Origin of the sequence: Streptomyces sp. NPDC048644, assembly GCF_043199105.1 — a bacterium.
Classification (GTDB): Bacteria; Actinomycetota; Actinomycetes; order Streptomycetales; family Streptomycetaceae; genus Streptomyces.
Window position 1 is genome coordinate 214,474 of sequence record NZ_JBICVO010000005.1, and the last position, 25,880, is coordinate 240,353.

The window sequence follows — 25,880 nt, forward strand, 5'->3', positions numbered from 1 at the left end:
GCAAGGCATCGCGTAGCAGCCGGGCTTCCCGGCCGGACCATCGCTGCACCGTGACCACCGTCGTACCCCCCGTCCGTCGTCCGGTGAAACACCGAAGTGCCCAGCGTAGCCAAGCGTGTTCAGCAGCGGTGCGGCGTTGCTGCAGCGCTTCTCCCTCACGCACTGCCGCCGCTCTCCACCATGCTGAGTCCGCCGGGCCGGAGAGCACCGCCACCACCAGGCGGCCCTCCGCCCGTTCTCTCCCTTGCCACCCTCAGAAGGAGCCAACGGCATGACCGACATCGTCAAGCGCAACGCCCGCGCCATCCTCCTCGACGGCGACGAACTGGTCCTGATCAAGCGCACCAAGCCGGGCCGGGAGCCGTACTGGGTGACGGTCGGCGGAGGGGTCGAGGAGGACGACGCGACCATCGAAGCGGCCCTGCACCGCGAGGTGTTCGAGGAGTTGGGCGGCAAGCTGGAGCGCGCCGAGCTCGTGCACCTGATCACCGACGAGCTGGAGGGCGGCATCGGCGTCCAGCACCTCTTCGCCGCGCGTCTGGAGTCGATGGACCTGGCCGCGCGTACGGGGACGGAGTTCGCCAAGCCGGAGCGCGGCGGGTACGAGGTGGTCCGCGTGCCGTTCACCGCCGAGGCCGTCCGTGAGCTGAACCTGATGCCGCCGGAGCTGGCCGACTTCATCGCCACGAACACGGACGCGATCGTCTCCGTCCTCAACACCCCGATCCGCGAGGCATGAGCGATGACGCAGATGCCGGACTTCGTCAGCCTCAACGGCCCTGACAACGCGGGCAAGACGACCCAGCTCGTGCGACTGGCCGAGCGGTGGGCCGGATTTCAGCCGCTGGGCGCCGTCCATGAGCACGACCCCGAGCCGTGGGCGCGTGTGGCGGCCGGCGATTACGCCCGATGGTGGTTCGAGACATCGACGACTGTCGAGCTGACCGAGATGCTGCTTGCCGGCCACGCCAAACGGGCCGCCGCCCGTCAGGCCGGGAGTACGGGTCTGCTCGACCGGGGCCTTCCCATGCTCCTCGCCGTGGCCACCGCGACGTACGTGGTCAAGGACGGGCTGACGGTCGGCGAGGCGTCCAAGACCGTGACGGCCATCGCCGGTTCGCGCGCCGGAGCGCCGGAGACCTCGCTTCTCCTGCTGCCGTCCCTGGATGCCGAACGCAGCTATGCCCTGACCAGCGCCCGCGAGGGCCGCCCCTGGACCGGGATCTACCCGGCCTACCAGAAGGCGCTGCACGCCGTCCTGCTCCACCAGGCCGACCACGGCGCGTACACCGCGGTTGTGGACTGCGAGGGCTGCTCCGTGGACGAGGTCCACGCCCAGGTGCTCGACCACGTCGGTCCCGCCCTGCTCACCGAGGAGAGTCCACGATGACCCAGCCCCCGCCCCTGGTCGTACCTCCGGGCCTGCTCCAGGCAGTGGCCACGCTCCAGGACAAGGACCGATGGCGCCTGGACGACACCCTCACCCGGCTCCACACCGTCAACGGACGCTTGTGGGACACCGAGGACCGGGTGCGCGGTGCGTTGCTCTCCGCCGCCCAGGTCGCTGATTGCAAGCGCGAGATCGACCAGCTGAATGCCGAACGCAACGCGCTCGCCGAGCGGGCCGACGAGGTTCTCGGCTCCCTGGCGGACGCGGGCCGTGCCGACGCGCCGCTGCACACCGAGACACTCGCCTCTGTCGTCGACCGCCTGTCGGTGCTGACCCTGCGGATCTGGCACAGCGAGCGGGCCGGGGCTCGCGACGAGCTGGCCCGCCGCCGCGTCCCGGTGCTCCACGGCCAGCGGGAAGAGCTGTGTGCCGCCCTCGACTCGCTGGTATCCGACGTGGTCGCCGGTCGCCGTCGGCTCCCCGTACCCGCCCGATTCAAGCTGTACGGGCGGGACGACACCGCCCCGGCGGAGATCAGGCCGAGCCGTCACCTGCACCGGGTCATCGCCTTCGGCGGACTGAGCGAGTGCGGCAAGAGCACGAGCGCGGAGTTCGTACGGCACACGTGCGGTGCCCAGCGCCTCAAGATGGGCTTCCTGCTGCGGCAGGCTGCCCACCGGGAAGGGCTCGCGGATCCGTACGCGCTCTCGGCCCGGCGCCAGGCCGAGCTGCTGCTCGGCGAGCTGAACCGCTTCGCGGACGCCCACGTCGACGCGCGGCTGTTCACGATCGAGTCGGTCCACGACGACGCCTCGATCGCCGAACTCAAGCAGCTCATGGGCGACCTGCTCCAGATCGTCTACCTGGACGCCTCCTTCGCGGTGCGCGTCGAACGGTCCGGTACGCCGCCCCCGGCCGTCGCCGCGAAGGACGAGATCAAGATGAGCCGTGGCGCCCATCAGGTCGCCGCGCTCGCCGACCACGTGATCGACAACTCCGGCAGCATCGCCGCCCTCCGCGCACGGCTCCGTCGCATCGCCGCCCCGCCCGCGGCCATGGCGCTGCGCGTAGCCACGCCATACGGGCTGGGTCTCCCGGCCGCCGTCGCCTCGGCAACGGCCGACTTCACCGACGAGGTACGGGCATCTGGCCCCGGCGTACGCCTCGCCGCCCTGACCGGCAGCCCAGGCGAGGGCACGTGGATCGCCGACTGGTCCGACCTGGACCTGCTCGTCATCGCCGAACACGAGGTCACCGGCCGGGTTCACGAGGCCCTGGAGCAATACCGGACGGCTCTGAACGGTGCGGCCTCCCTCGGCCTCACCCTCGTCACTCCCGGCGAACTGACCGCCCGGCGCCTCACCCCGCGCCTGGCCTTCGCCCTCCACCAGCTCCAGCAGGGCCGCTCTGTCCTGCACACCGCCCCCGGCATCGAACTGCCGACGATCAGCCGCGACGAGCTCGCACTCGCCGCCGTCCGCGAACTCCCCCAGGTCATCCTCACCATGCGCCGCCTGCGTGCCGAGGCGGGACCGGCCACCCTTCGGCAGCTCTACAAGCACCTCGTGCTGGCCTGCCGTCTCCTCCTCCGCGAGCACGACTGGTGGGAGCCCGGCCCGGATCTGACCCTCGCCGCGGCCTCCCGCATGCCGGGCCTGACCGCCCTCGCCGTACCCTCCCTGGCCGAGACCTCCAGCGCCTGGCGCGACGGAAACACCGAGCCCGTCCTCAAGCCCGTCACCGCGGCCGTCGACCAGCTCCTCGCCTGGTACGCCGCCCAGCTCGCTGCCTGAACAGCCTCTCCCCTTTCCTCCTTCTCCACCCGACAGGAGCTTCGCCATGCCCGAAACCCTCGCCACCCCGTCCTTCTCCGCCCGGATCGTCGAACGCCTCAGCGTCGGAGCCACGAGCCGCCGCGAACGCGTCATCCACTCCCTGGACGGCTTGGAGGCCCCTGTACACCCCGACACCCTGGCCACCACGGGGGCACACCTGTGGTGCCTGCTCCAGGAGCAGGCGCCAGACGGGCTCGACTCCGTCGACTTCCTCCTCGGCCTGGACGCCGGCGGCATCCTGCCGACCATCTCCCTCGCGGGGGCCGCCCACCTGCCGTACAAGATCGCCTGGAAGCTGCACCTGCCCCTCGACGGCGCGGTCCGCTTCAGCGAACCCCACGCGATGCGCACCGACGTCTTCGCGTACGGCATCGCCACCGGCCAGCGCATCGTCATCGTGGACGACGAAATCACTACCGGCCGGACCCTGGCCGATCTCACCCGCCGCCTCCGCGAAGCCGGTGCCGTCCCGCTGGCGGCGGCCTGCCTCGTGGAGGACACCACACGCGGAGCACGCGACCTGCTCACCGGCCTCGCTCTGCCGCTCGTCTCGCTCACCACGATCGAGGCCACGGCGTGACCGCGGTCGCCCCGGCAGCAATCCGGTTCCACCATGGCTCGCAGGCCGTTCCCGCCGGGGCCGTCCACACCACCCCGCTCGGGTACGACCGGGACGGTGTCCCCGTCGGCGCACCGCTCCCGCTTCCCGCTTCCACCGAGCTCGTCCGCCGCCTGAGCGGCTGCGGCGAGATCGAGGTGGCCTTCGAGGGCAAGCTCGGCGACACCCTCCTCGCCCTTTCCGGAGTCCGCGCGGCCCTCGACTGGCTGCGGCTGCGCTCGGTTCGCGTGGTCGTTCGGGCGGTGGGCCCGTACGCGGGGCTCATCGCCCGCGCCGGTCTGCTCACCCACTCCCAGGCCACCACGCCCAGCGGCTGGCGCGCCGTGATCGGCTCCCTGCTGGTCGAGCGACGGCCGCGCCCACCCCGACCTGCCCGCCCGCCATTACCTAGCGCTGGAGCGTCGTCTCGGCATCCGCCTTCCCGACATGGCACCCTTCGCTCCCACCCTCGCGGCCAGGCCGAACGAACTCGTGGCGGAGCTGCGCTCGGTGGGCTGGCTGAACGAGCTGACCATCGCCGCCATCACCGCCACCAGCTGGCCGGAGCGCAAGGACTACACCGACCGGCGCTACATCGAGCTCGCCGAACACGTCGGCGAGAACCAGCAGGCCCAGGCCCGACTGCTCCTCATCGGCGGCAACCCGGCCGACGGCCTCCGCATCACCGCAGCGGCCCCTCGCCGCCACGTACAGGTCCTCCGTCTCGACGGGGTGCCGACCACCGACCTCGCCGACCTCTTCCCCCACTGCCAGCTGATCGTCGGCAACGACACCGGGCTCACCCACCTCGCCGCGATGGCCCACGGCAGGGATGGCGGCTGCCCGCCCGTCGTCGGCCTGTACGCGCGTCACAGCCACAGCAAGTGGCGCACCGGTCTGCCGCACCACCACGCTGTCGCCACCGACCTGTCCGACCGCATGCACCAGGGCGACCTCTGCCCCGTCCGCGACGCCATCCCCCCGGACACGGACCTCCACATGGACGCCTTCCCGCCCGCCGCACTGGCCCGGGTCTGCCTCGACTTGCTGACCGGGGAAGGCCAATGACCGCCCGGCCACGCCTGCGAGTCGGTCCGGTACGGCGTTTCACCCGCAACCTGCTCTGCCCTGTCGACCTCCCCGACCGCCCGCTGCTCCTGAAGTACACCCGCGACCCGGCCGAGGCACGCGCGGAGATCCGCGGCCACGCTCGCCTGGCCCGGCACTACCGCGTCCCCTCCCTCCACGCCCACCTGCGCGTACCCGGCGGTCACCTCCTCACGTACGAGCGCCTTCCCAGCGGCACCGACCAAGGGCTCCTGCTCGACCTCCTCAACGCCCACGAACCGAGCAACACCCTCCACACCTACCTGGACCAACTCACGACCACGTACCGCGAGGTCATCCTCGCGACAGCACGGCCGACCGACCCGTCCCATGTCATCCGCAAGCTGTACTGGGACCGCGCGGCCCCCGGCGGCAGGCTCGACGCGTACTACGCCAGGAGGGACTTCCTCATCGCCGACGGCCTCATCGACATCCCGGTCTCCCGCCTCGCCGCGTACACCCTGCACATCAACGGCCGCCGACACCACCTGGATTGGGCCGCTACCCTCCGCTGGCTGCGCGCCCACTTCGCCACGCGGGAACCGGTCTGGGCAGCCCTCACCCAGGGCGACCCCACCGACGTCAACCTCGCCCACCCGCTCGCCTGGTTCGACTACGACACCGCCGGGATGAACAGCATCCCGGGCGAGTTCGCTAACTTCCTCTGGTACGCCTCCGCCCTCGGCGGCTGGCTCGTCCCCACGTACAACCCAGCCGCCTTCGCCGACCACCCCGCCACCTTCGCGCACGTGCCGGCCAACAGGCCCGAGGTCCGGCGAGCGGACGTGGACAACACCACAGGCACCCTCCACATCGACTACGCCCCTCGCCTCTCGGCGCCCCGCCGAGCCGCCGTAACCGCGTACTGGAACCAGCTCGTGCAGCCGGTCACGGACCTTCTCTGGCCCGGCGCCGACCTCGCCAACCTGCTCCGCCCCTACCTCGCCCTGCGCATCCTCGGCGTCTACAACCTGGCCGAACTCGCTCCCGAGGACCGGCTCGTCCTCCTCGCCCGCCTCGCCGAGGCCATGAGCCCCGCCTTCGACCCGACCGCCTACTTCTGCCCCCTGGAGTCGCCATGCCCGGCCCCTTGAACGGCCGCACCGCCATGGTCACCGGAGCCACCGGCGGCATCGGCTCGGCCATCGCCCACCGCCTCGCCGCCGACGGAGCCACCGTCGCCCTCGCCCACCTCGACGACGACCGGGCCGCAGCCGAACTCGCCGCCCACATCGCCGGCAGGGGCGGAACTGCCCTTCCCCTGGCAGCCGATCTCCGCGACGCCGCAGCCGTACGCACCCTCTGCCACCAGGCCCAGGACACACTCGGTCGGATCGACATCCTGGTCAGCAACGCCGGTGCCTACCCCCGCCGACCGTGGACGGAGACGACACCCGCCCACTGGGACGACACTCTGGCCACCAACCTGACCAGCCACTACCTCCTCGCCCACGAACTGACCCCCTCCATGACCACCGGCGCCTGGGGCCGGATCATCACCATCGGCTCCGTCCTCGCCACCGCGGGCCGTCACGACCTCACCGGCTACATCAGCGCCAAGGCCGGCCTCGAAGGACTCACCCGCGCCCTCGCCCGCGAGCTCGGCCCCGCCGGCATCACCGCCAACTGCGTCGCCCCCGGCTCCATCCGCGTACCCGCCGAGGACACGGTCGTCGACGACCCGGACGCCATGACCACCAGGCAACTCGCCCGCCAGTGCGTCCAACGTCGGGGCCACCCGGACGACGTCGCAGCGACCGTCGCCTTCCTCGCCACCGAAGCGGCCGGCTTCATCACCGGCCAGACCCTGCGCGTCGACGGAGGCTGGATCCTTGGCTGACATCTGGCTCATGCGCCACGGTGCCTACGAAGGCCACCGCCCCGGATACCACGCCCCGCACCAAGCCGCCCTCACCCTCGAAGGCCGCGACCAGGTGCGTCGCTCCCTGCCGCTCCCCGAGGGCATCGCCGCCCTCGTCACCAGCCCGATCCCCCGAGCCCGCCAGACCGCGTCCCTCGTCTCGCACCTCACGGGCCTGCCGATCGTCGCGACCTCCGGCCTCCTCGCAGAATGGCGCGCCCCGAGCATCGTCCTCGGCCGGAGTGCCGAGACACACCCACCGGCCTACCGAGCCTGGCGCGCCCGCCGCCTCGCCCAACCCTCCCTACGCTGCGAAGACGGCGAAAGCCTCACCGACCTCCACACCCGCGCCCGCCACTGCGCCACCTTCCTCCACCACACCGCCCAACGCCACGGCCCCCTCCTGGCCGTCTCCCACACCCTTCTTCTGGGCGTCCTCACCCGCCTCTCGGAGGGGCCCGCTGCGTTCGCCGCTGCGGCGAGGAACCCCTGGCAGTTCGCCGAACTTCGGCTACTAGCCGCCTAGCCACGCATGGAGCCTGGTCTTCAGCGACCTGCCCAATGAAAAGCAGGCTGCATGAGGCCAGCTGGCCCTTCTCAGCACCACGGTTGCACCCCTGAAGCTAGGGTGCCTGCCAGGCGCTTCAAGCTGCGGGAGGCTCCGAGGCTGCATCTTTAGCCGCAGTCTTCTGATCTCCCGCTACCACCATCGCTTCGATTAGCGTGGCCAGCATTTCGCCGCGCTGCTCCTCGCTCAACTCTGCTTCGGCGATGAGCCGTTCTGCAGCGAGATAGCGGGAGAACTCCAAGGGTTGATCGAAGTAGGCCCTCAAGTGCCCCGCCGCGGCTTCTTGGGAGCGGATGAATGTCCGACTGACGTATCCGGCCAGGGTGGCTGCGACGGCACCCAAGCCGCCAGCCACCACACTTCCCGCCGTCGTGCTGGCGCGCAGCGCCATGAAGAGGAAGGCGACGAGAAGGAAGAAGCCAAGTCCCATGGCGATCTGGGCATTGCGAAACGAGCGCGAAGCCTGGCTGAGGGCAATCTCGTGATACAGGTCGAGACGCCGGTGAGTCACTGCCCAGAGTTCGGAAAGCGGGAGCCTGCCCTTCCTTTCGGCAGTGGGGACGCTTGCCACTCCATCGGCGACCTCGTCCTCCACCCGATCAACTGACTCTGGAGCCAAGGGGTCGCCGGAGCCGTCCGTGCCTGGGTAATGGATGCTCACGCCGCCGTGCACGGAGCCCTGCACCACCAGAGCATCGGTGACAAGGTGTGGCTGCAGCGCACGTTCGAGCCCCTGTTCCGCGTCGCGTACGCGCTCACGCCCATCCGCAAAGCGGTCCGCATCAGCGGCCATTCTGCGACGAACGAACCAAACCATGCCGGTGATACTGAGCCCGATACCGATGAACCCGGCGATTCCTTGGATGATCCCCGGCGACGCCTTGGCGCCGCTCAGGAACCAACCGACGAACCACAGCAGAGCGAAGGATGCCAAGGCGACGAATCCCTCAAGGAGCCATCGGCGTGCCCTAGAAGGGGTGGTCTCACGACTGGCGAGCTCGGCCACGCTGTCCATGAGAGGTGATCGTGCAGCTCTGGGGACCTGCCTGTCCAGCAGATGCCGAGATCCGCCAGAGCCAGGCGCTCATGCCAGCCGCTCCACAACACAAGGGTGAGATCTCCGATCCCCGCCCCCATCAAGTGTCTTCTCACTACCCGCCGCTGTCGCAGACGACCCGTCGCCTGCGTGGCCTCGCTGCCTGAATCACTTGCGGCTTTGACCACGCATGACGTCAATAAGATCCGTACTCACGAGGCGGGCTCCGTACAGCACACCACCCATCACAACAGTCACGACACCGGTAAGTGGCCCGGTCGCCGAGTCAGGCACCCCTAACAGGCTCGCTGCCAACGCCGTACCCACCACCACACCGCCCAGGGTTGCCAGGCGCACCCATTCTCGGTTCACCGCCGGGGTGATACCGCTCAAGTCCTCGGAATCCAACAAGGCCAGCGTGCGGCCCTCGCCATACCTCTGGGCAATCTTCAGCAGCATGCGTGCCATGTCTTCAAAAACCTGTCCGGTATCCGCCTCGGTGTCCTGCCTAGCCTCCACCGCCCGCAAAGCTCCGACCACCAGTGCGGCGTGTTCCTTCAACTCGCGCCGGCGCGTGCGCCGTATATGGGTGTGCCGAGTCCGCCACGCCGACCAAACCGCCCGCTCAGCAGCAGCCAGGCTCACCCGCGGGGCCAACAGAGGGCCGCCTGTATCCCACTGCTTGTAGGCTCGCCCGACGCTCCCGCAGGCGGCTAGGAGCACCACCACCGGCCGCCACTGGGCCGTCTCTCCGCCACGTATGCGGAAAGTCTCCCCCGATCGCCCCCCTGGGATCAGCTGCGGCCAGTTCGCTTGCCGATTCCGCCCCTGCGGGTTGTCCATCCGGGCAAAGACAGTCGCGGCCGTCCGCAAGGCAAGCAGGAACACGACCAGCAACGCCATCGCAGCTCCCGTCGTAGCCGTGGCCACGGGATCAGCCCAAGGCTGCGCGATCGCAGATACCCCCGCTCCCACTCTGCGCACCATCCACCCGGCCCCGTCCCGGATCCAGTGCTCCAGGGCTGCATACGGAGCGGCGCCTTCATCGACCAGGTGGTTTCCCGTCAGGTGGCGCGGTCGCTCCGAACTCTGGGGCATGCTCCAGATGCGCCAGGCTATTTTCACGATCGTGCGGGCCTTGAGCAGCGCGCCCGCCAGAAACACCAGCGCGAAGGCATGCGAAACGGCTGCCCATGGGGCGACGGCGCACCACCGCCTCACCGACGTATCAACGTAGCGCCACTCATGCCACGGCACGCCCGGAAAGGTCGGTGGAAGATTCCGGCACGCATTCGCCAACCTCCGATACGCCCGCCGATCGGTCCACGCTACATAGCGGTTGACTACGGGATCCACCACGTTGCGACGCACCCAGCGTGACGGTCGCGACTGAGGGTGCGTCCAGAGCCACCAAACGCTGACAGGGCCGCCTAACAGGATCAGGGTGGATAGCAACGCGAGTAGGCGTCTTAGGAGTTCGTCCACCGAAGCAGTCTCACCGAAGCCGCTTGGCGCAGCAGGGACTTGGCGCAATCGGCGAGGTGTCGTCCACCCACCACTCCGCACGAACAGGCTCTGACCCGAATCGCCCCGGACAGGCTGTCCGGATCCCGCACACTCCGAGACCGCGCGGACTCGCCGTCGATGGCCTGACTTGCGCTACCAGAAAGCCACAGGCCAGATGCCCCGCCACCCTTCTGGGTACGCGCCACCGTGGGAGCAACCGCTGACACGAGGAACCAGAACGGATTCACTGATGCGGGCCGCCTCAAGTCCCAGTACGAGAGGTATCACGGACAGCTGATCCTGAGCCGTGACGCTCTTGCCGGGTCGGCTGAGCTATCAGAGGTCCGGCGTGCAACCGCACCGCCACCGCCCCACCCGGCGAGCAGGACCTGGCGTCGTACAAACTCTACAGCCGTCGCACCCATGCCAGCGTCGTCGGCCACCTCGGCGAGATCCACCTGCGCCAAGGCGACTTCGACGGTGCCCTCGAAGCGTGGGAAGAATTCCTCGACTGCGCGGGCACCCAGTCCGTACACGTCCGCGACGCCTCAGAAGACATGCAGAAGTGTCTGGCCCGCTACCCGGACGACACACATGCCCGCGAGCTGCCAGCGCGAGCCGAGCGGCTCCTCGACCGCACTTAACCCCAACGGCTCGCCTGGCCATCTGCTGCGGTGATCCCCCACCGCGGGCATTCACGCAACAGAGCCAAGCGAGGCGACTGAAACGTGTGCAGGCGCTGATGAGGGCGGCGCCAGAACGTTGAAGATCATTATTCGCCCAATGCCGCTCACCAGCGATTTGTACCTTGAGTCTGCCTACTAACATCTACTGCCGTGGCTTAATGGGTCGCTTTGCTGACGATGCGTTACTGGGCACCCGCTGAGCCGCTGATCATCAGCTGTCGGCGCAAGGCATCGAGGCCGCGCGACCAACTCACAGGTCGTGCCAGCATGTCCGCCATGAGCAACCAGCCCACGCTCGATCAGGACAGGACAATCCGATTGGTATTGGAGCTGTCCAGGCGTACGGGGCGGGCCGTCCCCATCCGCCGAGCTCTCGCCCAGATCACGCTTCCAAAGCCAAAACAACGACTCAGGAGAAAGACTGAAGGCACGGACCCCGAGCCTCCTCGTCGGCCCACAAAGCCTGGCCCATTACATGAGCTGGTCGGGCACCGGCGACATCATGCACTCGACGTGCTCTTGCTCGTGTACGCAGCAACATCTGGAGGAGACTTCGGCGTTAGCCACTTTGCGACGACTTGGTCCCGCTCCATCGGAGCATCCTTTGAGAAACGCAGCGCGTCGTCGCAGATGACCAAGATATGGAACCAGCTGGCCGAGGCCCAGTTAGTCAAGCGCGCAGGTCAACAGGGTCGCCGAGCCAGGGTCATCAAACTCCGGGAAGACGGGACTGGCGCCGACTACACAGTGCCCGTCGGCGGCGCCCTCGAAGAGGTCTACTTCAAGCTGCCCTTCGCCTACTGGCTTGAGGGGTGGCACAGTCGCCTCTCCCTGCCAGCGAAGGGTGTACTGCTCGCCGCCATGAGCCGTCGGTCGTCGGACATAGCGATCACCGATGACGGCTTCTCTCGCTGGTACGGGTTCTCCGCCGCCACGGTTGCCCGAGGACGGGAGCAGCTCATCCAGCTAGGGCTCCTTGAGGAAACGGGAGAGGAGGAATACCCGTCCCTCAACCTGATCAACGGCGTCGGTACACGGCCACTCTACTCGCTGCGGCACCCCTTCACCCTGAGCCAACGACCGCCTGAACAACGTCCAGCCGGAATCGTGATCCCAACGCCCGCCACTGGAGCCATGAACCCTATGGCCTCGGATGTGCCCAGATGAGTTGTCCCTCGGGAAATTTCTTCCCTGCGAGCTTGCAGGAGCGCGGGCCTGCGAGCTTGCAGGAGCGCGGGCGGCCCTGGCTACCTCCGGGAGCCGCCCCCGGAAATCGACCACACTTCGCTACCTACTCGGAGGCCGCGATCAACACCAATCACCCCACGGGGGCGGGGCAGCTACCAGAACCACGCCCTGCAAGTCAGCCTCGGAACAACGGCGAAACCCAACCGCCCTCCTCGTTACACATCGCAGGTGCTGGCGGGGTAGTGGTCCTGCTCGCCGCCGCCCCTTGGGCCTTAGCCGCCGTGGCAATCACTCTCGTGATTGCGGTCGTGTTGCCGGCGGTTTGGTCGAAGAGCGCCGACCGCCGTAGCGCTGCCATGAATGTGGTGGACCGCATCTTGGGTGTCGTCAGGCCCCACAGTAACTCCGCGCCTCCGCGATCGGGAGAGTGGCCAACCCCGGTCACATGCTGCGCAGATGCGCGCACGGAACGGATTCAGCACACATGAGGCTGGGAAACCCCGCGAACACGTGAGAACTATGAAGGGGAGTTTTCCCAGGCCAGGCGCACTGCAGCCGACGTACCCGCAGGCCACAGCCTTGATCAGGAAAAACTCCTAAAGCGGGTGTCGCAGGTTCGAATCCTGCCGGGGGCACAGAGAAACACCTGGTCAGAGGCCCTTCCGTCTGGTGGACGGGAGGGCCCAGGTGTGTGACCGGCTCGCCGCGTGGCTTCGGACGCTGCTCGGCATCGCCGCCGACCTGGTGCCCCCGACGCCGGTACAGGACCGGGCGGCGGACACCTGGGAGCCGCTGGTGGTCGTCGCCGAACTTGCAGGCGGCTCCTGGCCGGAGCAGGCCCGCGAAGCATGCGTGGCCATGTGCGCGGCCGGGGTGGGCCAGGACGACGAGTCGGCCCTGAAGACCCGCCTGCTGCGGGGCGTACGCCGTGTTTTCGCGCGCGATGGCGATCCCGACATCATGCGCACGCGAGACCTGCTGAAGGAGCTCCTCAAGGACCAGGAGGCTCCGTGGGCGGAGTACCGCAACACGGGTCTGACCTCGCGCTACTTGGGGATCCTCCAGATGCTTCCCGACCTGCTGACCCACCGACGCGGTCCACGGCCGGCCGCGCCGCGACCACCCTGACCGCCCAGGAGGTCTTCATCGATGCGGACGAGCCCGAGATCGAAGCAGGGGTCGACGGTACGGCACTGACCTTGCCAACAGTCGTACGATGCATGATCCGGCCCCGGGCCCTGCACGTACGGATACCACGCGACCGCCCTGGCGTGCCCCGGACGAAAGCCCCCATGGACTGGCGGCGGTAACGGAAGCCGGCGCTGAGCTGAGGAGCCGTCGTCCATCGAGGTAGAGAGGGCGTGGTGGTCAGCCCGAGGTCCCCGGCACGACTCAGGGCGTTTTCGTAGCGGACCGCTTCGCGCTTTTGGTCCTGCTGGTGGCCGTGCTGCTCCGACCGGGCTTGGCAGGCACGTTCTTCCGCCCCCTGGCCTTCTCGGTGCCTGCGACCGTTCGCGATGGCGCTTTCCGGGTCGGCGCGGTCGGCCACTTGAACTCGATCTCCAGCTCGACCTCCCCGTTACCGATCTCGACCTCTATCTCGCTGCGAAGGTCGTCGGGGATCCGCAGGCTCAGCGTTCCGGGGCTGAGTTCCAGTTCGGCATCCCCGCCTTCCCTCAGCGCGGCTGCGAGTGCCGTGAGCTGGTCAGCCGCCTCAAGGCGTGACAGCGAGCGCTTCTGCTCAAACTTGAGGTCCTTCATGGGTGTCTCCGATCCAGCAGAAAGAGTAGATAACGGCCATTCTGGTGTCATGTGCGGGATGGGACATCCGCATGGCCGGGCGCAGTCGCACGGCTGGCATTCCGGCGCCCCTGGCCCACGCCACGCTCAGGTCTCCGCATCCGGTCGTCCCGCGGCGAATGCGATGGTCGGTGAACTCCGCACGACACGGCCTCCGGGCGCATCGCCGACGGTGCGTCCCTCCCCCGCAGAGCGCATCCACCGGCAGCCGGAACAAGAAGCCGGAGACGGCCCTGGGCTTGTCGGGGACCGGGCGGATGTCGTCCCGGCCGGTCACGGCCGATGCCATGGCAGCCATGGCAGCCATCGGTGCCACACCGACATCGGGGCACAGCGGGCGATGTCGAAACAGGGTCAGGCCCAAGCGCGCGTGGCGACCGCCTCGTTCTTCAGCCGATGACGTGCCAGGCCAGGCCGGAAGTCCGGGAGGCTTGGCGGACAGGGTGGCACGCCGCTGTCGATTGCCTGCTACCCCACCAGGCTGTTGATGGTGAGGGCGATGAAGAACACGATCACGATCTCGCTGACCACCCACGAATTGGTGTTCATCCAATCGCGCACCTTGGGAAGGAAGGCCCGTCCCCGTTTGCCGAACGCGAGCAGGAGGAGCGCCGGCAAGGCCAGGAACAGCAGTGTGAGCAGCAGGAAGGGAAGAAGGTGCCACCAGGGATCGCCGTGGCTCGACAGGTAGGCACCCACGGCAACCGAGGTGACGATGTCGGTGGGGAACAGCCCCAAGAGGAGGAAGCCGAGCCTGAACGAGAGTCTCGGGTTCGCCGTCTCCAGCTTGCCCATCCACTTCGGCGGCTTCGATGTCTTCCTTGTCAGGAAGACATGCGCCATAGCGGCCAACAGCAGTACGCCGACGATGACGTTGACGGTGTCGTTGGAACCACCCTCACGGGGAGCACCGCTGCTCGCCAGGTACGCGACCGAGACGGCGAGGGTGATGGAGAGGGCGGCGCCGACGAGATACGCCGCGGTGTTCCGCTGCCACTTCTCGCTGGTCGCCAGGAAGATGGCGCTGAGAATCTGCGGGCCGGCGACCATCACGAACGCCATCGGGAGGACGGCCAGAAGGTTCACGGTCGGAGCCTTTCAGTTCGGACTGCCCGCGCCCTCCATCACACCCGCCCGAGCCCAGCCAGCAGTGCAGGCGCCAGCCCTGAGGTTGCTTTTTCCGCCGGATGCCGCAGTGGCGGATCACGGAAAGCCGATTGCCGGACTTGTCGAACCGCTGGAGATCCCCGGCACCGTCGCCTCCGAGGAGGGCGTGGACGGAGTGTTCTTACGGGCACTCGTGGTGAGCACCGTGATCGGCCTGGCCTTCGGCGGGCTCGGCGGACGGCTGCTGACCCTCTCGCGAGCCCGGGGCTGGGCGGCGGGTGAATGGCAGCAGGTCGTCGTCCTGGCGGTGGCGTTCTGCGCGTACAGCGTGGCGACGGCCTTGGACGGGAGCGGCTTCATCGCCACCTGGATGGGCGGGTTCGCGTTCGGCGTCGCACTGCGCAAGGGCAAGCCGGCGGACGGGAAGCCGGCCAAGGAGGGGCCCGCCGACCTGGCCGAGTACGTGGGCGTGCTGCTGGGGAACCTGAGCTTCCTGGTCTTCGGCGCGGTCCTGCTCGGCCCGGCGCTGGAGCACCTCGGCTGGCGGATCATCACGTACGCGGTGCTCAGCCTGACGGTGGTCAGAATGCTTCCGGTGGCCCTTGCGTTGGCCGGCACCGGCATGCGGCTGCCCACCGTGGCCTACCTCGGCTGGTTCGGACCTCGCGGCCTGGCCTCCGTGGTCTTCGGACTCCTCCTGGTGGAGGACGCCGTGCCCGGGATCGCACTGCTGGGGCAGGTCATCGCGGTCACCATCGGCCTCAGCATTCTGCTGCACGGCATGTCTGCCCCGTACTTCGCCGACCGCTACGGGAACTGGTACGACGCCGAGAAGGCCACCGCTCCCGACCTTCGCGAGGCCCAGAACGCGCCGGCAGGCGCCGGGAAACAGCACAGCGGTTCGCGACGCCTGCGCTGAGAAAGCGCGGGATCGGCCAGCGCGGCCCGCCGCCCTCGGCCGGAGCGGCGGGCCTCCGTCGGGACGGACGATCACCCCCAGGCGTGGGGCCCGGATGCGTTCTACGGTTGAGAGGAACCCCCACTTCCGCGGATCCGTTCTTCCGTCTCACCCCCCGACCAGCGGAAACACACCCAGGAGTGCATACGCCATGTCCACTGCATCCGACACCCCCGTCCTGGACACCCTCGCCGCCATGACGGTCGACTCGATCGAGCGATGCGGGTTGCCCCCGGACCTGCTCATGCTCACGCGCATCGCGGCACTCGCCGCCTCGGACGCCCCGCCCATCTCCTACGCGGCCCACATAGACCCCGCTCTCAAGACCGGCGTCACCGCTGACCAGCTGCAGGACGTCCTGGTCGCCATCGCGCCCATCGTGGGCACCGCCCGTGTCATGACAGCAGCGGGCAACGTCGCCAAGGCGCTCGGCATCGCCATCGCCGTCGCCGATGCCGAGATCGACGCCCAGGGCTGAGAGCAGCCGCTCACCCGGCCTCGATGATCCGCACGGCCGACATCGGGCAGAAGGCCACAGAGCTGCCCTTCTGCCCGAGGTCCCCTGTGCCGGGCGTCCAGGCGGCCGCAGTACCGGACCAGGCGGGAGGGGCCTTCGATGTCCCAGAACGCGATCACAGCCATGCGCGCGGCACCCCACACCACGCCCGAGGAACGCGCGGCTCTCGGCAAGGAGGCGCGGCGCCGCTCGCCGCGGTCGGGCCACGCCGTGTACAAGCCGTCTCCCGACCGGCCGGACCCGCTGGCGATCCTGGAGGCGCAGTCCGCGGCACGGGTGCAGGAACTCGTCCCGATCCGCTACGGCCGGATGGTGGAGGCCCCGTTCCGCTTCTACCGGGGCGCCGCCGCGATCATGGCGTCCGACCTGGCCGACAGCCCGGTCTCGGGGATCACGGCCCAGCTGTGCGGGGACGCGCACATGCTGAACTTCCGTCTGCTCGCCTCGCCAGAGAGACAGTTGATGTTCGACATCAACGACTTCGACGAGACACTGCCGGGCCCCTGGGAGTGGGACGTCAAGCGGCTCTCGGCGAGTCTCGTCATCGCGGGCCGGGCGAACGGCTTCGACGACGCCGAGCGCACCCGCATCGTGAGGTCCACGGTCCGTTCGTACCGCGAGGCGATGATCCGCTTCGCGGGCACGGGCAACCTCGGCGTCTGGTACGCGAAGATCGACCAGGACCTCCTCGAGGCCCTGGCCCCGAGCCGGCTCCACAAGCACGGTCAGAAGAGCCTGGCCCGCGCCATGGCGAAGGCCCGCACCCGCGACACCCTCCAGGCTTTCGACAAGCTCACCGAGACGGTCGACGGCCGGCCCAGGATCGCGGCGGATCCCCCGCTGCTCATCCCGGCCGGCGACCTCCTTCCGGACGTCGAGCGCAGCGCGCTGGAGCGCCGGTTCCGCGATCTCATCGAGCGGTACGGCCGCACTCTGGCTTCCGACCGGCGCACGCTCCTGGAGGACTACCGACTGGCGGACGTCGCCCGCAAGGTGGTCGGCGTCGGCAGTGTCGGCACCCGATGCTGGATCTTCCTCCTGCTCGGCCGGGACGGCCAGGACCCGCTCTTCCTCCAGGCCAAGGAAGCCGACACCTCCGCACTCGCCGCACACGCCGGCACGAGCCGGTACACCAACCAGGGCGAGCGGGTGGTCTCGGGCCAGCGGCTGATGCAGGCCGCGAGCGACATCTTCCTCGGCTGGGAACGAGTGGACGGGATCGACGGCAAGCAGCGCGACTTCTACGTCCGCCAGCTGCGCGACTGGAAGGGCATTGCCGTGCCGGAGAAGATGCGGCCGGAGGACATGCAGGCGTTCGGCGAACTGTGCGGGGTCACCCTGGCCCGTGCGCACGCGCGGTCCGGCGACCGCATCGCGATCGCCGCGTACCTGGGCAACGGCGACTCGTTCGACCGAGCACTCGCCACATTCGCCGAGGCATACGCCGACCAGAACGAGCGCGACCACCAAGCCCTGGTCGACGCGGTACGCGCAGGCCGACTACCCGCGGAAGAACTGCCGGCCGCCTGACCCGGGAGAGGACACCCGGCACGCCCTGCCGCTCGTCAACAGATCCTGGAAGTCCCGCTGTCGAGCAGCCTCCGGCCAGAACGGATTCAGCACACATCAGAACGGGAAACCCCGCGAACGCGCGAGAACTGCGGAGGGGTATATTCCCAGGCCAGGCTACCTACACCCGACGTTTGCACAGGTCACGGCCTTGCCCAGAGGAAACTCCCAAAGCGGGTGTCGCAGGTTCGAACCCTGCCGGGGGCACCAGCGGAAAGACCCCCAGCCGTGGAGGACGCCACGTCGACGCTGAGTCTGCTGGCGGACGTACAGAACCCGCTGCTCCAGATCGACGTCGGCCCAGCGGAGCCCGACGATCTCGCCCCGGCGGCCCCATCGTGATGGCAAGGACCAAGGCCGCGTACAGCAGGGCCTTTCGCACTGCTCTGAACTCCTACGCCCCATCAACTCCGGCACACAGCAGATGAGTAACAACTTCCTCTACGAGTTCAAGGCACCCGGCTGCGCTCCGCTCCGCCGAGCGCGTTTTCCGGCTCTGGCTGCGCCCGCGCTTCTGCCTTCGGCCCGCTCGGCGCTGCCGCCGCCGACGCGCGCCCACATGGATAGGCCCGGAGGAACATGAGACGAAAAGCAAGCCCGCGGCTTCAAGACATGCCTCCGGCGGGGGCGCTCAGACTCTGGGACAGACGGGGCACCGTCGCGAGTGCCGACCGGAGCGTGGCGAGGGTCGTGGGCTCCCGTCCCGACCGCCTTCGCCCCAGGTAGAGCTGAGCAGTCGCGGCCGGTCGTGTGGTTCCAGGAAACCGGGAGCGAGTCCAGTCGGCGGAGGACCACGATCGCCTTGCAGCAGTTGGTCCCTCCCGTTCTTCCTAGCCGCTCAGGGCAAGCAGGCCATCGGATCAGGGCAGTCACGTGGGCAACCGCCAGCCGATGTCAGCCCTGAGGCATAGCGTGCGTTCATGCGTCGAGGAGCGATCACACGAGAAGCCGTGCTCATGGCCATTGCAGAGCACGACGAGTTGGGCCGCGAAGCCTTCCTGGTGAAGTACGGCTTTGGGGAGGCGCGGTCCTATGTCCTGGTACATGAGGGGCGGGAGTACGACTCCAAAGCAGTCGCCGGGGTGGCGCACAAGTGGGACCAGGGTCGGGCTCTCGCGCCAGACGAGTTCAGCGGGGGCAAAGACCATGCCGCGGCATGGCTCAAGCAGGTGGGCTTCCAGGTCAAAGCCATCAAAAACCCGGATTGGGCCCGCGACGAGATCATCCTCGCCTGCCACCTGGTGATGGAGAACAGCTGGAAGGGGCTGGATGGCCAGGACAGCCGAGTGGTGGAGCTGTCTGCCCTGCTGCAGCTGCTCCCCATCCATCCTGAAGCGGAGCGCAACGAGAAGTTCCGTAACTCCAACGGTGTCGCTCGCAAGACGTTCGACATCGCTACCCGGCACCCGGAGTACCGAGGAAAGCCCACCAACGGCGGCGCGCTAGATGTCGCGGTGCTGCACGAGTTCCTCGCCCGGCCGGAGGAAATGACCGACGCCGCGCGGCTCATCCGCCAGGGCATCGCGACGAGCGAACTGCAGTCCCTCGCACCAACTGAGGACGAGGAGTTCGATGACGACTACGGTGCGCCCGAAGGGCGATTGCTCATGCGCCGGCACAGGGCGCGTGAACGGAACAAGGGCCTGCGCAAGAAGAAGATCGCTTCTGTTCTTCAGCGCGGCGGACGGCTCGCTTGCGAGGCGTGCGGTTTCGACTTCGAGAGGGTATACGGGGACCGCGGCGCCGGGTATATCGAGTGCCATCACGTTCTTCCGCTCCACGTGGCGGGGGAGGGGCGGACCAAGCTCAGCGATCTGGCCCTCATATGTGCCAACTGTCACCGCATGATCCACCGGCGTGCGCCGTGGCCGACTCCTCGGGAGCTGCGGGCCTCCATAGAGCAGAAGCATGCAGCTGACAGGCGTGCAGCGGAAGCCTTGGCGCGACCGCGCAGGCCGGCCGACGAACAGATGCCGAACCCGTGATCTGACATCCAGCACTGCCATTAACGTCTGCGCACAACGGCAGGCCCGGGGGATCGTCGACGGCAGACAGCACCGGGACCGCCATGCCACTCAGCCGCCTTCAGCCGAACTCCCAAGCCCAGGGCTCCCACCGACAGTTGCTCCTGAGTGGATTCGGCCGTCGTGCCCAGGTCAGGGCCCGACCTCCCCGCAAGGCACGCTGGCCAGCCCCTCGTCACCGCCCGCCCCTACCTGCAGGCAGTGGCTTCGCCCCAAGCCGCCCTCCCCCGGCCGGCGGTCGGCCGGCGTAGCGGCCCGGGGTGGTGCCTGTGAGGCGTTTGAAGTGGCGGGTGAGGTGTGACTGGTCGTGGAAGCCGGTTTCAGGTGCTACCTCTGCTGGGGGGGCGGCCGTCGAGGAGGAGGCGGCGGGCGTGGGCGACGCGGCGGGAGAGCAGGTACTGGTGGGGGGCGATGTCGAAGGAGGCGGTGAATGCTCTTACCAGGTGTGCGGGGTGGGCGCGCACCAGCTCGGCGGCCTCGTTCAGGCGGATGCCGTGGGGCAGTCGCTCGTCGAGGAGGTCCCGCAGGTGGTGGGCCACGCCGCGGGCGGGCTGCGGTGGGTGGGTGAGGAGGCGGGGGCGCAGGTGGTTGCGCAGGCGTTCGGTGATCAGGGCGAGGCGGCTCTCGGCTTCCAGGTCGTCGCCCGGGGGCGTCAGGGCCGTGTGCAGCTGTCCGATGCGCCGGCGCAGCAGGGGGTCGGTCAGGTCGGGGCCGTCCACCGCCGGGCCGATGAAGCTCTCGTCCAGCTGGGTCAGGTCCAGGTAGAGGACCCGTTTGCGGAAGCCCTGCGAGGTGGCGGACGAGCCGTTGTGCGGCACCTGTGGGGGGAGCAGGGACACCGTGTCGTGCGGGGTGCCGTGTTCGCGTCGGTTCAAGTCGTAGCGGACCGCGCCGTCGTCGACGATCAGCAGCGTCCATACGTCGTGGAGGTGCATCGGGTAGGCGTGCTCGGTGAAGTGGGCGTGGAGGACCTCCGCGACGCCAGGGATCCGCGGGCGCCACGCGGAAACCTCTTGCCATGCCTCCATGCAAAGAACGTACAAGAAGAGGTGGCAGGGCGGTTGGCAGCCTCGGAGCATGACGAATGAGAACCCCGGTGCACGCTTCGATACCAAGATCGCTGTTCTGCTGCGCGAGGATCTGGAGCCCTGGCAGCGGCTGAATGTGACCGCGTTCCTTGTGAGCGGACTCGGCTCGGAGCTGCCCGAGGTCATCGGCGAGCCGTACGCCGATGCCGACGGCACCCCGTATCTGCCGATGTTCCGCCAGCCCGTCCTGGTCTTCGCGGGGACGAAGGAGACGCTGACCGCCGCGCACGGCCGCGTCCTGTCCCGTGCGCTTCCCCGGTCGGTGTTCACCTCCGACCTCTTCGCGACCGGTAACGACCGGGACAACCGCGCGGCGGTACGGGCCGTGCCGAAGGACCAGTTGGATCTGGTGGGTCTCGCCGTGTACGGGCCGCGCAACGCGGTGGACAAGGTGCTCAAGGGGGCTCGTATGCATCCCTGAGCCGTACGGGTTGAGAGTTGATTGAGGGTTGAGAGTGTGGTGGTGGGGCCGGCCGGGGGCGAGGGCCGGGCTCCGGCCAGGTGTGGCAAGCGGATGGGCGGGTGGCCGGCTGCCGATTAGAGTCGTCTCATCACTGCTGGTTATGGGGCCAGGGACGGGTGCCTGCGCGCCGGGGCTCTGGTGGGGAGGGCCTGTAGGGCATGAGTCGTCGCTCCAATGGGTTGGTCGGCATCTGGGCTGAGGCGCAACGCCAACAGCAACGTCAGCTGGAGGCGCAAGCCAGGCAACAGCGGGATCAGGAACGGCAACAGCGGGCCTATCAGCGGGAGATGGCGCGCAGTCATCGCGAGCAGAAGGCGGCGTACCGGCAGCAGCGGGAGGCCGATGCGAGGCGGCGGACGGAGGGGCTCGACGCGCGGGTCGAGTCGTTGCAGGGTCTGTTGGCGGCAGGGTGCCGGGCTCCGGCTTTCCGGGCCGGCACGCTGGCCAGGTCCGAGCGGATTGAGCCTTTTTCCCCGGGCGGGCTCGCCCATCCCCTCCGGATGCCGGACCCCAACCAGTATCAGCCGCAGGGTGGTTGGTCGGCCGGCCGGCGGGCTCAGGCGCAGGCGGAGGCGCGGGCCAGGTTCGAGCACGACTGGCAGGCCGCGCAGGCCGCGGAGGCGCAGCGTCAGCAGCAGCTGGCCGCGTACCGGCATCAGTACCAGCAGTGGGCCGACGCCCAGTTGGGGGAGATCCGCCGGCACAACGCCGGTGTCGCCGAGATGACGGCGGGGCTTCGCAACGGTGATGCCGAGGCCGCGGTGGAGTACTTCTCCGCCGCTCTCTACGCCTCGACCGGGTGGCCGGACGGCCTGCCGCGTCAGGTGTCCGCCGCGTACGACTCGGGTGCGCGCCAGTTGGTGCTGAACTGGGAGCTGCCCAAGTACGACGTCGCCCCGGAGGCGAAGTCGGTGCGCTACCTGCCGTCCACGGATCAGGAGAAGGAGACGGCGCGTCCGGTGGCGCAGCGCCGCGCGCTGTACCGGGACGTTCTCGCGCAGTGCGTCCTGCTGGTGTTGCACGATCTCTTCGCGGCGGACGAGTTCGGCGCGCTGGAGTCGGTGGCGTTGAACGGGTTCGTGGACGATCACGACCCGGTGACCGGCAGGCGGGCGCACCTGTTCCTGGCGACCGTCATGGTGTCGCGTGCCACCTTCGCCGGGCTGCACCTGGAGCAGGTCAACGCGGTCGACTGTCTGGTGGACGGGCTCCGGGGGCAGTTGTCCCCGCGTCCCGACCAGGGCACGACGGTGCGGCCCGGTCGGGTTCCCGAGGACATCGGCAACGGCGTCGTCACGCACGGAGGGGACGAGGAGCCGGATCTGTACGCGATGGATCCCCTCGCCTTCGAGTCCCTGGTCGCGGAGCTGTTCCGGGCCATGGGGATGCAGGCGGTGACGACGCAGCGCTCCAACGACGGTGGTGTGGACGTCGATGCGCTGGATCCGGCGCCGATCCGTGGCGGCAAGATCGTCGTGCAGGTCAAGCGCTACCGCAACACGGTGCCCCCGACGGCCGTCCGTGACCTGTACGGCACCGTCCAGGACACCGGCGCCAACAAGGGCGTGCTGGTCACGACGTCCCGGTTCGGCCCCGGCTCGCACACGTTCGCCAACGGCAAGCCGCTGGAGCTGGTCCCGGGTTCCGAACTGGTCGATCTGCTGCACCGCTACGGGCTGCGCGGCCGGCTGGGCGGCGGCGACGGCACCGTACCGGCTCCGCGGACGGCGCCGGAGAGCGAGCCGGCGGCTGACGACCACAACGTGCTGGGCATGTACTGGTCGGGCAGCGTCGCCCTGGACGTCTGCGCGCTCGTCTGCCAGGGCAACCGGGTTCTGGACGACGACCACTTCGTCTTCTTCAACAACCCCCGCACGCCCGACGGCGCGGTCCGCGCGCTCCCCCCTGCCGCGCCGGACAGGGCGGCCGTCCGGGTCTCCTTCGACGCGCTGCCCGAGCGGGCCGACCGCCTCGTCATCGTTGCCGCCGTGGATCCCGTGGCCAACCCCGGGGCCGACCTGTCGGGGTTCACCGCCGCCGGTATCCGGCTGCTGGACTCCGCGGGGACGCCACTGGACCGGCTGGAGGTCTCCGACGGCCGCCCGGACGAAACCGCCCTGGTGCTCGGGTCCTTCCGCCGTCGCGCCGGCGGCGACTGGGACTTCGTCATCGGCGGCAAGGGGTACAGGGGCGGCCTGGAGGAACTGGTGCGGGAGTACGGGATCGACGTGGACTAGGGAGCGGGGTCAGGGTGGGGAGTGGCGCCGGGTGCGTGGCGCTCCCGGCTGTTCACGGGAGGCCCCGGCCGGTGGCGGGTGTGGCCTGCGGTGCGGGGGTGAACTTCCGGCGCCAGGCCAGGGATACGTGGACCAGGGCGATCAGGACGGGCACTTCGATGAGCGGGCCGACGACTCCGGAGAGCGCCTGTCCCGAGGTGACGCCGAAGGTGGCGATGGCGACGGCGATGGCGAGTTCGAAGTTGTTGCCCGCCGCGGTGAAGGCGAGCGTGGCGGTGCGGTCGTAGGCCATCCCCAGGCCCTTGCCGAGGAGGAAGGTGCCGAAGAACATGACCGCGAAGTACACCAGGAGGGGCAGCGCGATGCGGACGACATCCAGGGGCTGCGAGGTGATCGTCTTCCCCTGGAGGGCGAAGAGGATGACGATCGTGAAGAGCAGGCCGTAGAGGGCCCAGGGGCCGATCCCGGGCAGGAATCGCTGCTCGTAGCCTTCGCGGCCCATCTTCTTCTCGCCGATGCGGCGGGTCAGGAAGCCGGCCAGCAGCGGGATGCCGAGGAAGACGATGACGTTGAGGGCGATGTGCCACATGGAGACGTCGAGGCCCTGGCCGTTTCCGAGGTGGAGCCAGCGCGGCAGCAGGTCCAGGTAGAGCCAGCCGAGCAGGCCGAAGGCGATGACCTGGAAGACGGAGTTGAGGGCGACGAGGACGGCGGCGGCCTCGCGGTCGCCGCGGGCCAGGTCGTTCCAGATGATCACCATGGCGATGCAGCGGGCCAGGCCGACGATGATCAGGCCGGTGCGGTACTCGGGCAGGTCGGGCAGGAAGATCCAGGCCAGCGCGAACATCACAGCGGGGCCGACGATCCAGTTGATGACCAGCGAGGACACCATCAGCTTCCGGTCGCCGGTGACGGTGTCGAGCCGGTCGTAGCGGACCTTCGCGAGCACCGGGTACATCATGACGAGCAGCCCGATGCCGATCGGCAGGGAGATCCCGCCGATCTCGATCTTCGCCAGGGCGTCGTTCAGGCCGGGGATCAGCCGCCCCAGGCCGAGCCCGGCGCCCATCGCGATGAGGATCCAGACGGCCAGGAAGCGGTCCAGGGTGGAGAGTTCGGCGACGACGCCGGTCTCGGGTGCCGTGGTCGCTGCGGTATCGGCGGAGGTCACGGGCAGGCCCGCTTTCTGTCGGCGGCGCCGGTGGCGCGGGCGGCGGCGGCCAGGTCCGCGAAGGCGCCGGCCACCGTCTCGATGACGTCGGGCCGCAGCCGGTAGTACGTGAAGCGTCCGCACGGCTCGGTCTCCACGACGCCGGCCTCGCGCAGCACGCGCAGGTGGTTGGAGAGGTTGGTCTGCCGGGCCCCGGTCTCCTCGACCAGGTGCGTCGTGCAGAGGGTCTCCTGGGCGAGCAGGGTCACGATGCGGAGCCTGAGCGGATCCGCGAGCACCCGGATCAGATCAGTGTCTACTGACGTCAGCATGGGCTGATGTTCTCATGTCGGTGGCGGCTGACGCCATCGGGCGGCGGTGAGGCGATTCGCGTCTCAAGAGAGCCGGGAAAGATCCGGGAGAGAGCCGGGAAGGGTCCGGGACAGGATCCGGGAGAGATCCGGGAGAGCCCGGCCGGGTCAGCCTGCCGGAGGCCGTGTCGAGGTCAGGCGCCGAGGCCCGCGTCCCGTGCCAGGAGGGCTGCCTGTACGCGGTTGTCGCAGTGGAGCTTGGCGAGGATGCGGCTCACGTACGTCTTGACCGTGGCCTCGCTCATGTGGATCCGGCGGCCCGCGTCCGCGTTGGAGAGGCCCTCGCCGAGCAGTTCCAGGACGGCCAGCTCCCGTTCGGTCAGGGCGTCGAGGCGCCGGCGTGCCTGTTCGGCGCGGTGGGCGGAGGCGCCGGCCGCCAGGGAGTTCACGACGTGCCGGGTGGCTCCGGGTGACAGGTAGGCGTCGCCTGCCGCGGCGGCGCGTACCGCGCCGATGAGTTCCGCCGGGGCCGAATCCTTCAGCAGGAAGCCCGCGCTGCCCTCCGAGAGGGCCCGCAGGACGTTCTCCTGCACGCCGAACGTCGTGAGGATCAGGACGTGCGCTCCGGGGACGGCCCGGCGGAGTTCGGCCAACGCCGTCAGGCCGTCCATGACCGGCATCTGGATGTCGAGCAGTACGACGTCCGCCCGGTGGGTGCAGGCCAGTTCGACCGCCTCGCGGCCGTCCGCCGCCTCGGCGACGACGTCGATGTCGTCGGCGGAGTTGAGGATCAGCCTGATACCGGCGCGGATGAGCGGCTCGTCATCCGTGATGAGAACCCTGATCACGACTCTCCTGCGGGCCTTCGGGCGGTCATGCGG

23 protein-coding genes and 2 pseudogenes are annotated in these 25,880 nt (G+C 69.0%); 16 read left to right on the plus strand and 9 right to left on the minus strand.

The window, feature by feature from the left end:
- Positions 1-271: 271 nt before the first annotated feature.
- The 8 genes from ACGFNI_RS13405 (at position 272) to ACGFNI_RS13440 (ending at position 7,317) form a co-directional block, all read left to right on the plus strand.
- Complete coding sequence (locus tag ACGFNI_RS13405; RefSeq protein WP_393683376.1) at positions 272-739, plus strand: NUDIX domain-containing protein; 468 nt, start codon at positions 272-274, stop codon at positions 737-739.
- 3 nt (positions 740-742) lie between these two features.
- Positions 743-1,390, plus strand: coding sequence for a hypothetical protein (locus ACGFNI_RS13410; protein WP_393683378.1), 648 nt, complete (start codon positions 743-745; stop codon positions 1,388-1,390).
- Complete coding sequence (locus ACGFNI_RS13415; RefSeq protein WP_393683379.1) at positions 1,387-3,183, plus strand: DUF4254 domain-containing protein; 1,797 nt, start codon at positions 1,387-1,389, stop codon at positions 3,181-3,183. Before ACGFNI_RS13410 ends, ACGFNI_RS13415 begins: the two co-directional genes overlap by 4 nt.
- Before the next feature lie 46 nt (positions 3,184-3,229).
- Entirely contained in the window at positions 3,230-3,805 is a 576-nt protein-coding gene (locus tag ACGFNI_RS13420; protein ID WP_393683381.1) for a phosphoribosyltransferase, read from the plus strand.
- 465 nt (positions 3,806-4,270) lie between these two features.
- The gene (locus tag ACGFNI_RS13425; protein WP_393683383.1) at positions 4,271-4,891 is read left to right on the plus strand and encodes a glycosyltransferase family 9 protein; all 621 of its coding nucleotides are present in this window, start codon (positions 4,271-4,273) and stop codon (positions 4,889-4,891) included.
- Entirely contained in the window at positions 4,888-6,024 is a 1,137-nt protein-coding gene (locus tag ACGFNI_RS13430) for a hypothetical protein (protein ID WP_393683385.1), read from the plus strand. Before ACGFNI_RS13425 ends, ACGFNI_RS13430 begins: the two co-directional genes overlap by 4 nt.
- Complete coding sequence (locus ACGFNI_RS13435) at positions 6,009-6,770, plus strand: SDR family NAD(P)-dependent oxidoreductase (RefSeq protein WP_393683386.1); 762 nt, start codon at positions 6,009-6,011, stop codon at positions 6,768-6,770. The genes ACGFNI_RS13430 and ACGFNI_RS13435 overlap by 16 nt, the downstream gene beginning before the upstream one ends.
- The gene (locus ACGFNI_RS13440) at positions 6,763-7,317 is read left to right on the plus strand and encodes a histidine phosphatase family protein (protein ID WP_393683388.1); all 555 of its coding nucleotides are present in this window, start codon (positions 6,763-6,765) and stop codon (positions 7,315-7,317) included. Before ACGFNI_RS13435 ends, ACGFNI_RS13440 begins: the two co-directional genes overlap by 8 nt.
- 118 nt (positions 7,318-7,435) lie before the next feature.
- Here ACGFNI_RS13440 and ACGFNI_RS13445 read toward each other — a convergent pair whose 3' ends face one another.
- Together ACGFNI_RS13445 and ACGFNI_RS13450 are read right to left on the minus strand one after the other, a co-directional pair.
- Entirely contained in the window at positions 7,436-8,374 is a 939-nt protein-coding gene (locus ACGFNI_RS13445; RefSeq protein ID WP_393683389.1) for a hypothetical protein, read from the minus strand.
- A 189-nt stretch (positions 8,375-8,563) separates the two neighbouring features.
- A complete protein-coding gene (locus ACGFNI_RS13450) occupies positions 8,564-9,652 on the minus strand; it encodes a hypothetical protein (protein ID WP_393683391.1) in 1,089 nt (362 codons plus the stop codon).
- A 1,211-nt stretch (positions 9,653-10,863) separates the two neighbouring features.
- Here ACGFNI_RS13450 and ACGFNI_RS13455 point away from each other — a divergent pair.
- The gene (locus tag ACGFNI_RS13455; RefSeq protein ID WP_393683392.1) at positions 10,864-11,754 is read left to right on the plus strand and encodes a hypothetical protein; all 891 of its coding nucleotides are present in this window, start codon (positions 10,864-10,866) and stop codon (positions 11,752-11,754) included.
- A 708-nt stretch (positions 11,755-12,462) separates the two neighbouring features.
- Positions 12,463-12,903 carry a DUF3631 domain-containing protein gene (locus ACGFNI_RS13460; RefSeq protein ID WP_393683394.1) on the plus strand — a complete coding sequence of 147 codons (441 nt, stop codon included), beginning with the start codon at positions 12,463-12,465 and terminating at the stop codon, positions 12,901-12,903.
- Positions 12,904-13,167: 264 nt separating this feature from the next.
- On the opposite strand, the gene ACGFNI_RS13465 is transcribed toward ACGFNI_RS13460, so the two are convergent.
- Positions 13,168-13,536: an amphi-Trp domain-containing protein gene (locus ACGFNI_RS13465; protein ID WP_393683395.1), complete on the minus strand. Its 369-nt coding sequence runs from the start codon at positions 13,534-13,536 to the stop codon at positions 13,168-13,170.
- A gap of 507 nt (positions 13,537-14,043) precedes the next feature.
- Complete coding sequence (locus ACGFNI_RS13470) at positions 14,044-14,661, minus strand: GAP family protein (RefSeq protein WP_393683397.1); 618 nt, start codon at positions 14,659-14,661, stop codon at positions 14,044-14,046.
- Between the two features lie 109 nt (positions 14,662-14,770).
- Here ACGFNI_RS13470 and ACGFNI_RS13475 point away from each other — a divergent pair, with 109 nt between their 5' ends.
- The 3 genes from ACGFNI_RS13475 (at position 14,771) to ACGFNI_RS13485 (ending at position 17,687) form a co-directional block, all read left to right on the plus strand.
- Positions 14,771-15,601: a cation:proton antiporter gene (locus ACGFNI_RS13475; protein WP_393683398.1), complete on the plus strand. Its 831-nt coding sequence runs from the start codon at positions 14,771-14,773 to the stop codon at positions 15,599-15,601.
- A gap of 190 nt (positions 15,602-15,791) precedes the next feature.
- Positions 15,792-16,118 carry a carboxymuconolactone decarboxylase family protein gene (locus ACGFNI_RS13480; protein WP_393683400.1) on the plus strand — a complete coding sequence of 109 codons (327 nt, stop codon included), beginning with the start codon at positions 15,792-15,794 and terminating at the stop codon, positions 16,116-16,118.
- Positions 16,119-16,256: 138 nt separating this feature from the next.
- Positions 16,257-17,687 carry a DUF2252 domain-containing protein gene (locus ACGFNI_RS13485; RefSeq protein ID WP_393683402.1) on the plus strand — a complete coding sequence of 477 codons (1,431 nt, stop codon included), beginning with the start codon at positions 16,257-16,259 and terminating at the stop codon, positions 17,685-17,687.
- A 267-nt stretch (positions 17,688-17,954) separates the two neighbouring features.
- Here ACGFNI_RS13485 and ACGFNI_RS13490 read toward each other — a convergent pair.
- Positions 17,955-18,111, minus strand: a pseudogene (locus ACGFNI_RS13490) (tyrosine-type recombinase/integrase); the annotation flags it as partial.
- A gap of 535 nt (positions 18,112-18,646) precedes the next feature.
- On the opposite strand from ACGFNI_RS13490, the gene ACGFNI_RS13495 reads away from it, so the two are divergent.
- Positions 18,647-19,711 (plus strand): HNH endonuclease, encoded by a 1,065-nt coding sequence (locus ACGFNI_RS13495; protein ID WP_393683403.1) that lies wholly within the window; start codon positions 18,647-18,649, stop codon positions 19,709-19,711.
- A 214-nt stretch (positions 19,712-19,925) separates the two neighbouring features.
- Here ACGFNI_RS13495 and ACGFNI_RS13500 read toward each other — a convergent pair.
- A pseudogene (locus ACGFNI_RS13500) lies at positions 19,926-20,778 on the minus strand (AraC family transcriptional regulator).
- 49 nt (positions 20,779-20,827) lie between these two features.
- Between ACGFNI_RS13500 and ACGFNI_RS13505 the strand changes: the two are divergent.
- Positions 20,828-21,259, plus strand: a complete 432-nt coding sequence (locus ACGFNI_RS13505) for a DUF2000 family protein (RefSeq protein WP_393683405.1) — start codon at positions 20,828-20,830, stop codon at positions 21,257-21,259.
- A 200-nt stretch (positions 21,260-21,459) separates the two neighbouring features.
- Positions 21,460-23,538 carry a restriction endonuclease gene (locus tag ACGFNI_RS13510; RefSeq protein WP_393683406.1) on the plus strand — a complete coding sequence of 693 codons (2,079 nt, stop codon included), beginning with the start codon at positions 21,460-21,462 and terminating at the stop codon, positions 23,536-23,538.
- A gap of 52 nt (positions 23,539-23,590) precedes the next feature.
- Here ACGFNI_RS13510 and arsB read toward each other — a convergent pair whose 3' ends face one another.
- The 3 genes from arsB to ACGFNI_RS13525 form a co-directional block, all read right to left on the minus strand.
- Complete coding sequence (gene arsB, locus ACGFNI_RS13515) at positions 23,591-24,709, minus strand: ACR3 family arsenite efflux transporter (protein ID WP_393683408.1); 1,119 nt, start codon at positions 24,707-24,709, stop codon at positions 23,591-23,593.
- Positions 24,706-25,020, minus strand: a complete 315-nt coding sequence (locus ACGFNI_RS13520; RefSeq protein ID WP_393683409.1) for an ArsR/SmtB family transcription factor — start codon at positions 25,018-25,020, stop codon at positions 24,706-24,708. Before ACGFNI_RS13520 ends, arsB begins: the two co-directional genes overlap by 4 nt.
- A gap of 173 nt (positions 25,021-25,193) precedes the next feature.
- Complete coding sequence (locus ACGFNI_RS13525) at positions 25,194-25,847, minus strand: response regulator (protein WP_393683411.1); 654 nt, start codon at positions 25,845-25,847, stop codon at positions 25,194-25,196.
- Between the last annotated feature and the right edge of the window lie 33 nt (positions 25,848-25,880).